At 42.6% G+C, this 8,083-nt stretch carries 7 protein-coding genes; 1 reads left to right on the top strand and 6 read right to left on the bottom strand.

What is annotated here, in order from left to right; genetic code table 11:
• Positions 1-39 precede the first annotated feature (39 nt).
• From BSG1_RS18115 to BSG1_RS18105, 3 genes are all read right to left on the bottom strand, one after another.
• Positions 40-1,101, bottom strand: a complete 1,062-nt coding sequence (locus tag BSG1_RS18115; protein ID WP_006838666.1) for a M24 family metallopeptidase — start codon at positions 1,099-1,101, stop codon at positions 40-42.
• Positions 1,094-1,549: a type II 3-dehydroquinate dehydratase gene (gene aroQ / locus BSG1_RS18110; RefSeq protein ID WP_006838665.1), complete on the bottom strand. Its 456-nt coding sequence runs from the start codon at positions 1,547-1,549 to the stop codon at positions 1,094-1,096. Before aroQ ends, BSG1_RS18115 begins: the two co-directional genes overlap by 8 nt.
• Before the next feature lie 82 nt (positions 1,550-1,631).
• Complete coding sequence (locus BSG1_RS18105) at positions 1,632-2,165, bottom strand: YqhR family membrane protein (RefSeq protein ID WP_006838664.1); 534 nt, start codon at positions 2,163-2,165, stop codon at positions 1,632-1,634.
• A 250-nt stretch (positions 2,166-2,415) separates the two neighbouring features.
• Between BSG1_RS18105 and BSG1_RS18100 the strand changes: the two genes are divergently transcribed.
• Positions 2,416-2,781: an SA1362 family protein gene (locus tag BSG1_RS18100; protein WP_052302408.1), complete on the top strand. Its 366-nt coding sequence runs from the start codon at positions 2,416-2,418 to the stop codon at positions 2,779-2,781.
• 567 nt (positions 2,782-3,348) lie between these two features.
• On the opposite strand, the gene BSG1_RS18095 is transcribed toward BSG1_RS18100, so the two are convergent.
• From BSG1_RS18095 to BSG1_RS18085, 3 genes are all read right to left on the bottom strand, one after another.
• Positions 3,349-4,236, bottom strand: a complete 888-nt coding sequence (locus BSG1_RS18095) for a patatin-like phospholipase family protein (RefSeq protein ID WP_006838662.1) — start codon at positions 4,234-4,236, stop codon at positions 3,349-3,351.
• 183 nt (positions 4,237-4,419) lie between these two features.
• Entirely contained in the window at positions 4,420-6,984 is a 2,565-nt protein-coding gene (locus tag BSG1_RS18090; RefSeq protein WP_006838661.1) for a vitamin B12-dependent ribonucleotide reductase, read from the bottom strand.
• Between the two features lie 371 nt (positions 6,985-7,355).
• Positions 7,356-8,083 (bottom strand): lipoate--protein ligase family protein (locus BSG1_RS18085; RefSeq protein ID WP_006838659.1); only part of this gene is annotated, 728 nt, incomplete at its 5' end.

Below are 8,083 nucleotides of genomic sequence, written 5' to 3'. Positions count from 1 at the left end.
TCTATTATGCCATATTCTGTTCTTACAGTAATAGTTTTATTAGAGAATAATTAATTCTTTAGTTGAGTGTGTAAGCGTTTCGTTGCCGTTTTCAGTGATCACCGTGTCATCCTCGATACGGACTCCGCCGATACCCTGAACATACACTCCCGGCTCAACTGTTACAATCATCCCCGTCTTCAATACAGTCTCAGAAAGATGGGATAACCCCGGTCCTTCGTGGACTTCCAGACCGATTCCATGACCAAGCGAGTGGCCGAAGTGATCGCCATATCCTTTTTCTTTGATATAATCCCTGGCAACTGCATCCGCTTGTGCCCCTGTCATACCCGGCTTGATTTCTTCCATCGCTTTCAGCTGGGATTGAAGGACAACATCGTAGATTTCCTTCAGCTTATCAGAAGGCTCGCCGACAGAAATCGTTCTTGTCATGTCTGAACAATACCCTTTATAGTAAGCACCATAGTCAAGTGTAATGAAATCACCTTTTTCGATGACTTTTTCACTTGCAACACCGTGCGGCAGGGCTGAACGCGTACCAGATGCAACGATGATATCAAATGATGAAGAAGTTGCTCCAGCTTTTCTCATAAAGAATTCAAGTTCATTCGATACTTCCAGTTCCGTTTTACCAGGTGCGATGAAGTCAAGAATATGCTTGAATGCAGCATCGGCAATATCAGCTGCATCCTTGATGATTTTCAGCTCGTCTTCTGTTTTGATCAAACGGATATCTTCAATCATCCCGCTGACAGGGACTAGCTCAGCCTGAACCTTGCTGCGATAGCTTTCATACGCAGAGTATGTCAGATGATTTTTTTCAAAACCAAGCTTCTTAATTCCCAGTTTTTCAACCTGAGCCGCAACTTCATTAGGGATAGGCCCCTTATGCTGCACAATTTCAAACCCTTGTGCCTGCTCAGCAGCCTGTTCCGTATAACGGAAGTCCGTGATGAACACTGCGCTGTCAGCTGTAATCAGGGCAACTCCTGCTGAACCTGTAAACCCAGTCATATAACGGCGGTTGTATGTACTCGTGATCAGAATACCGTCAATATTGTTTGCGGAAAATTTCTCTCTCAATTTATTAAGTTTACTCAACCTCTTCATCTCCCTTATGTTTTTTTATAAGAGCCTGCAGGGCAAGTTCATATCCGAATAATCCCAAACCGACAATTTGTCCTTCTGAGACTTCTGCCAAGACAGAATGGTGCCTGAAGGATTCTCTTTTATGAACATTGGAAATATGAACTTCAATGACGGGAATATCGATTCCGGCGATGGCATCCCTTATCGCATAGCTGTAATGTGTAAACGCACCGGGATTAAAAATAATGCCGGCGTATTCTTGATCTCCAGCAAGATGAATACTATCAATAATTGCACCTTCATGATTCGATTGTTCCGCAGTCAGTTCATAACCGGCCGCTAAGGCAGCTTTCTCCACTTTGTCTTCAAGTTGTTTCAACGTTACAGTACCATAGATATCGGGCTCGCGCTTGCCTAATCTGTTAAGGTTCGGCCCGTTTAGCAGAAGAATTTTTTTCATATGTATTCACCCATAAAAATAGAATGTTCAACATGAACATTCTAACACAAACTAATTGACAAACCTACTAGTATGTCTGAACCTACTGACTTACTCCTTCTTCTTTTTCGTGCTGATGGCGAAGTTCGTTTTCCTCATAGGAAATGGAGTAGCCGATGAAAACTCCATAAAGAATATATATGCAGGCTAACGTGATCAATGTGTTGTAGTCTGTTTCTGTCAATCCCTTCATACTTGGAAACAGCGGGTTCAAAATTACGAAGACGCCCAGCATCAAGGCAATCCCATACCCAACACCTACCCACATCGATTTGAGCTTTCTCAATAAAGCATAGTAAACAAGTGCAACTCCGATGGAAATCAATCCGTATCCCACAATGGAAATGAGAATTCCCAACCAGGTTTCTTTCCAGTTCCCGACTGCCCACGGTTCAAGGATGATGTTCGGCTCGAGTTTTGTGAAGGAGAACATATAACAGATGTAGGCGATACCACTCCAGAGGATTCCTCCTGAAAATCCGGTTGCGATTACCATGCCAATAAAGGATAACGGCTTTTCCTGTTTGTTTTGTTCCAGCTTTTTATCACTTGATGGTTTTTGTTCTCTTGCAGACATCAAAACACCTCCTTTGGGTAGTATGTCCATTTCCGTAAAAGTATTTCATCCTCTCACAGGATATTGCATGGTTTGTGGAGTTTTTAGTAAAATGAAAATACTTAACTTGAAAGTTGCATTTCTTCTTCGCCCCAAATAAGACAAATGTGTAAAATAAATCAGAATCGCGGTTAAAATGGGGCCAATTAGTCTAAAATATATATAAAGCCCTATTATGCTCTTACCATCAGTTCCAAAGGAGGTGACCTTGTTGAATGCTCGTTTCATCATTGCAGGAGCTGTAATTCTTTTAGCCTCTATCGGATTGGTTTCCACACTAATGGGAGATCCTCTTGCACTTCTTCAAAGAATACTCATATTCGCAGCAATTGCCGGAGTTATTTATTTTGTTTTCCGGAAAGTGATGATGGGTGGAAAAGGAAAAGACAAGGATCAAAAAGCTTTCCTGAAAGCGGCAAAACAATCCAAGAAGCGGTATAACAAGAAAACAGCTGCTGTAAAAACAAAAGCCAGTGCGCCAAATCCATTTCGAAAAAAGTCTCACAGAAAAAAATCTCAAGCCAATTTAACTGTCATTGAAGGGAAAAAGAATAGAAAAAATCGAGCATCTCTCTAAGCTCGGTTTTTTTATTTTGTTTTTTCTGGCTGCTGGATAAGAGAAGGATAGCGGGGGGTTATAGAGGGATTGCTGCTGGGGACTCGTGGAGCCTGGAAGCGCTAGAGGAAGTTTTGAACCCATGGGCTCAACAAAATGTACCCTTGAGAAATTCTAAAGACACTTTAAAACTTTTGGGAGCTGCAAAAGGGTCTCTAGGGGGGTTCTAAAGACACTTTGAACGTTTGAAATCCAAAAAAGTGTCTCTAGAGAAGGTCTAAGGACACTTTTGTACGTTTGGAATCCCCAAAGTGGCTCTAGAGGGTATAAAGGCATTTGGAAATGACAAACAAAAAAAATACTTTTAATGATTACTCCTTGTTACTTTAAGATAGCTGCGGGTTAAATTTTCTATTTGAATTTTTTAAAATCAAGAAAGTCACCAGTCGACTTCCTGCATGTTAAAAGTTCAAGATTGAGAGCTGCCTGAAAATAAGGGGCAACTCTGCACATGACCGCCTGTCTGTGCAGACTGGACACTCCTACCTTTGTGCAATAATCGTATCATCTTAAGCTAACGCACACATCTCACCCATAGCTCCAGCTCCGCAAAAAATCTTTAGCCTTATTGTATCCATATTCAATGAGTTCCCTCTTCTTCTCAACCGTCAACTCAAATTCAGTAGTCAGCACTCCTTCAGTCGGGATAAAAATGATATTTGTCTCATGTTTCCTTGAGATATATCTGGAATCATGCGCATCTTTCATTGTTTGAAAGAGTGCATCATACATACCTATGGCATTGTGTATCTTATTTTTTGGTCTTTCCTGGATATTTGGACTGAGTTTAATGCCTAAAACTGGCCTGACCTTTTTCGTATTTTCCTTATCAAAAAGCCACATTGGAAAATTGCTTAACACGCCTCCGTCGACAACAAGGTTCAAGCCATCCAGAGATTTTAACCTTACCGGTTCAAAAAAATAAGGAAGGCTTGCACTCATTCTGATAGCCCTTGCTACAGGAAATGTCTCTTTGGGTACCCCATATTTATCCAGGTCATCAGGAAGCACCATAAGCCTGCCATTTGTTAAGTCTGATGCGATAACCCTCAATGCTCCAGGAGGAAGATCTGCAAACGTATAAACCCCTCTCACTCGCAACTTCTCTTCCAGCCATTGTTCCAAGGCATCCCCTTTATAAAGTCCGAGCTTCCGATAAACCATAAGCCAACGTATAATCGGCACCGAAGAAAGTAATCTGTTTTTATCCAACAATTCCGGCAAATCAATTTCATCCATTATATTAATAAGGTTGTCACTCTTGTAACCGGCTGCAATAAAACCGGCAATAATGGCACCTGCACTGGTACCCGCCAGCCTTTTGAATTTCAAACCCTGTTCTTCTATTGCTTGATAGGCTCCGACCAGGGCAAGCCCCTTGATTCCACCACCTGAGAATACTCCATCGATGTTCACGGAATCATCTCCTTCAAAGTTTCCTTACTACATCTTTAATTCACCTTGAAGGGTTTTAGAATAGAAATTGGTTACCCTTCACCACTTTAAAGCACTACGAGGGACTGTCCCTCTTAGCGCTTTAAAGTGGTAAAGGAAACAAAGCAAAAAAAAGAAGGAGAAAGTTTCTCCCTCTCCTTCAAATTATAGTCCGCATTTCAATTGAGCTCCACAGTTTGTACATGTGTTGCATCCGCCCATATCTTTTACCGTTCCTTTGCGGCAGACCGGGCAAGTGTTGCCGACTTCAGAACCGATGGTTACATCTGTTGCTCTTACGTCCTGGATAGTATCCACCAGTACGACCGGCTTCTTGCCTTGTGGTGCCTGCTGTTCAGTTTCTTCGTCATCAAAGCTGTTTTCTTCTGCTTTTAGTGTCAGAACTTGAGAGTCGCGGCTTCCATCGACATAGACAGTACCGCCTTTTGCTCCGCCTTTATACAATCTTTCATATACTCCCTGCACCTGGTCGACTGTGTAACCTCTCGGTGCGTTCACCGTTTTCGAAATGGAACTGTCAATCCAGCGCTGGATGACACACTGCACGTCCGCATGTGCTTCCGGAGCGAGCTCCATGGAAGATACAAACCACTCTGGAAGAGAATCCGGATTCACTTCAGGGTTGCGTTCTAGATACTCTTGGACAATTTCAGCTTTCACTTCAATAAATTTGCCTAAACGGCCGCTTCTATAATAAGTAAAGGAGAAATATGGCTCAAGACCAGTCGCGACACCCACCATCGTACCTGTACTTCCTGTCGGCGCAACAGTCAGTAGGTGGGAGTTACGGATCCCGTTATCCAGTATAGACTGCCTTACATCTTCTGGCATTTCACTCATATAGCCTGTATTAATGAAGGCCTCCCTGAGACGATTTGTTTCCTCTTCTGTTTCACCTTGAAGGAATGGGAAACTTCCTTTCTCCTTAGACAACTCTACAGATGCACGATAAGCCGTCACTGCGATTGTTTCAAATACTTCATCTACAAGCTTGTTGCCCTCTTCTGAACCGTATTCTTTCTCGCAGTAGATCAATAAATCAGCAAGACCCATCACACCCAGGCCGACACGGCGTTCACCAAGTGCCTGCTTCTTATTTTGTTCAAGGAAGTAAGGAGTTGCGTCAATAACGTTATCCTGCATGCGCACGCCTACTTCTACAGTCTTTTTCAGTTTGTCAAAATCAACTGTCTTGTTTTCTTTATCTGCAAATTCTGCAAGGTTCACTGCTGCAAGGTTGCAGACGGAGAATGGTGCTAATGGCTGTTCACCACACGGATTCGTTGCCACTACTTTCTGTCCATAAGCTTTGGCATTTGTCTTGTCATTTGCATTGTCGATAAAGAAAATGCCAGGTTCTGCAGAGTATGTTGCGCAGACATTGATCAGGTTCCATAGTTCTTTGGCACGCATCTTTCTGTAGGTGCGGACTTTGTAGCCCATCTGCTCCCACTCACGAACATCACCGACTTCATGCCAGTTTTCATTATAGAATTTCATTTCTTCCTCATCATATTTCTCTACATCAGGGAAGCGTAGCTCGTATTCAGCATCATTCTCGACTGCTTCCATGAAATCACTCGTCAGGCAGACGGAAATATTGGCGCCCGTTAGGAATTCAGAGTTATGAACAGAGTAGGTTCCTCCCGTTCTTAACTTTTCTTCTGCTTCTTTGATGATCTTTTCAGAAAAGCCTCCGAGACCCGGAATCTGCTTGTAGTTAACGATTCCTTGATACATTACTTTTTCCTGCTCGGTCAAGGGAGTGAACTTCAGCTTATCTTTTGCTGCTTTCTTGATTTGCTCATCTTCAGTATTTTCAAGCAGATAGCGAAGAATACGAGGGTTTTGCATCTTCGAGATGATAAATTCGATGATATCCGGGTGCCAGTCGGCCAACATTATCATTTGGGCTCCACGTCTCGATCCACCCTGCTCCACAAGATGAGTCAATTTCGCAATATCATCAAGCCAGGATACAGACCCGGAAGATTTTCCGTTCACGCCTCTAGCCAAAGTGTTTCTCGGTCTCAAAGTCGAGCCATTCGTTCCGACTCCTCCGCCGCGGCTCATGATTTCCATTACCTGTTTGCGGTGATCTGAAATTCCGTCTCTGGAATCTTTTACGAACGGCATTACGTAACAGTTGAAATAAGTAACGTCCGTATCAGCTCCTGCTCCGTACAATACACGGCCTGCCGGTACAAAGTTCATATTGACGAGTTCATGATAGAACTTCTCAAACCATTCTTGTCTTTTTTCTTCTGTCGTCTCTACACTGGCAAGTCCAGTTGCATTTCTTTTGGCGATCTGCTCGTAATAGACTTCAAGCGGCTTTTCGATAACATCCAAAGAACGTTTTACAACAGCCGTGTCAATTTCCGTTGGATTATCAAGAGCGCTGCGGTATTCTTCGTCAATCAAGACCTCAGCCTGGTTACTCTCCCAATCAATGCTTTTAATGTACCCCAGCCCTCTGGCAGGGAATTTAGGGTCTTCCTTAATGGTTAATACAACGAAGTCACCTTCAGTTAGTGTGATCTTTTCAGTGTCTTTGAATGAGTAGCGGTCAATCATTACGAGGCGGGATACACCCTTATGGGTAATGTGCATATCCGGAGTAACTTGATGGACTTGCGGAAACAATCCGATCGCTTTATTCAATCTCTCTCTGTTAACTTTCATTTCTTGTTTCGATACGACAGACATAAAATACAGCTCCTTAAACTACTATATTGAATAATTCTCTGTTTCTACCATTGTTGTAATTCTAAATAAACTTATCACAGCAAAAAAGGAAAATCAACCAATATACACTATATATAGTGTATAAAATATTTTTCGACACACAACATGTTGTGTCTAGTTCACGATATATGATTTTTGTCAAACTAAAAATAAGCTGGAATAACGAGAATTTAGGAGGGATTGATAGATTAGTATAGGCGAATCAACAAAACACGACAATTTTCAAGGTTGAAAAAACAGGGCACCCTTCAACTCTTGATAAAAAAGGAAAAAAGCGACTCTCATCGCTTTTCCGAAATAATAAAAATTCATATCAAATTTAAATATATGGATTATCTTTTATAATTCCACTCATCTGATTCATATCTGCTTTTAGCCAAGTCTTCTACATATTGTGTTTCCTCATCGGATAATACATATGGCTGGAGTTCAATACCCAGGCCCTGTTCGAACCCTTCCTTAAAAGCAGCTTTTGCCATCTCCAGAGTCACTTTTTCCTTGCTGATCTCATTGATTGCGACTGCTTTACTCTTGAAAGCCCGCTGCATGCGTTCTTTCACCCGGTCATTAGGATATTTGAACAGACTGAATAATTTATCTTCGTCCAAGTCGAGCAATATGGATCCATGCTGCAAGATGACACCCTTCTGCCTTGTCTGGGCGCTTCCTGCTACCTTCCTGCCTTCTACCACCAATTCATACCAACTCGGCGCATCAAAGCACACCGCTGAACGGGGGTTTTTCAGCCCCTGCTTCTCCTCTTCGGTCCTTGGGACTGCAAAATATGCATCAAGACCCAAAGCCCGGAAGCCCCTGAGAATCCCTTCTGAAATCACACGGTAAGCTTCAGTTACAGTCTTTGGCATTTCCGGATGTTCTTCCGTCACGATTACACTGTATGTAAGTTCATGCTCGTGCAGGACGCCTCTCCCGCCAGTTGGACGGCGTACAAATCCAAGGCCATGTTCCTTCACAGCATCCATATTGATTTCTTTTTCTACCTTTTGAAAATAACCAACAGAAAGCGTTGCCGGATCCCATCCGTAAAAACGGATTACCG

This window comes from Bacillus sp. SG-1 (assembly GCF_000181495.1).
GTDB lineage: Bacteria > Bacillota > Bacilli > Bacillales > Bacillaceae_B > Rossellomorea.
The sequence above is the reverse complement of the archived record's forward strand: the minus strand, read 5'-3'. Positions and strand labels throughout refer to the sequence as shown.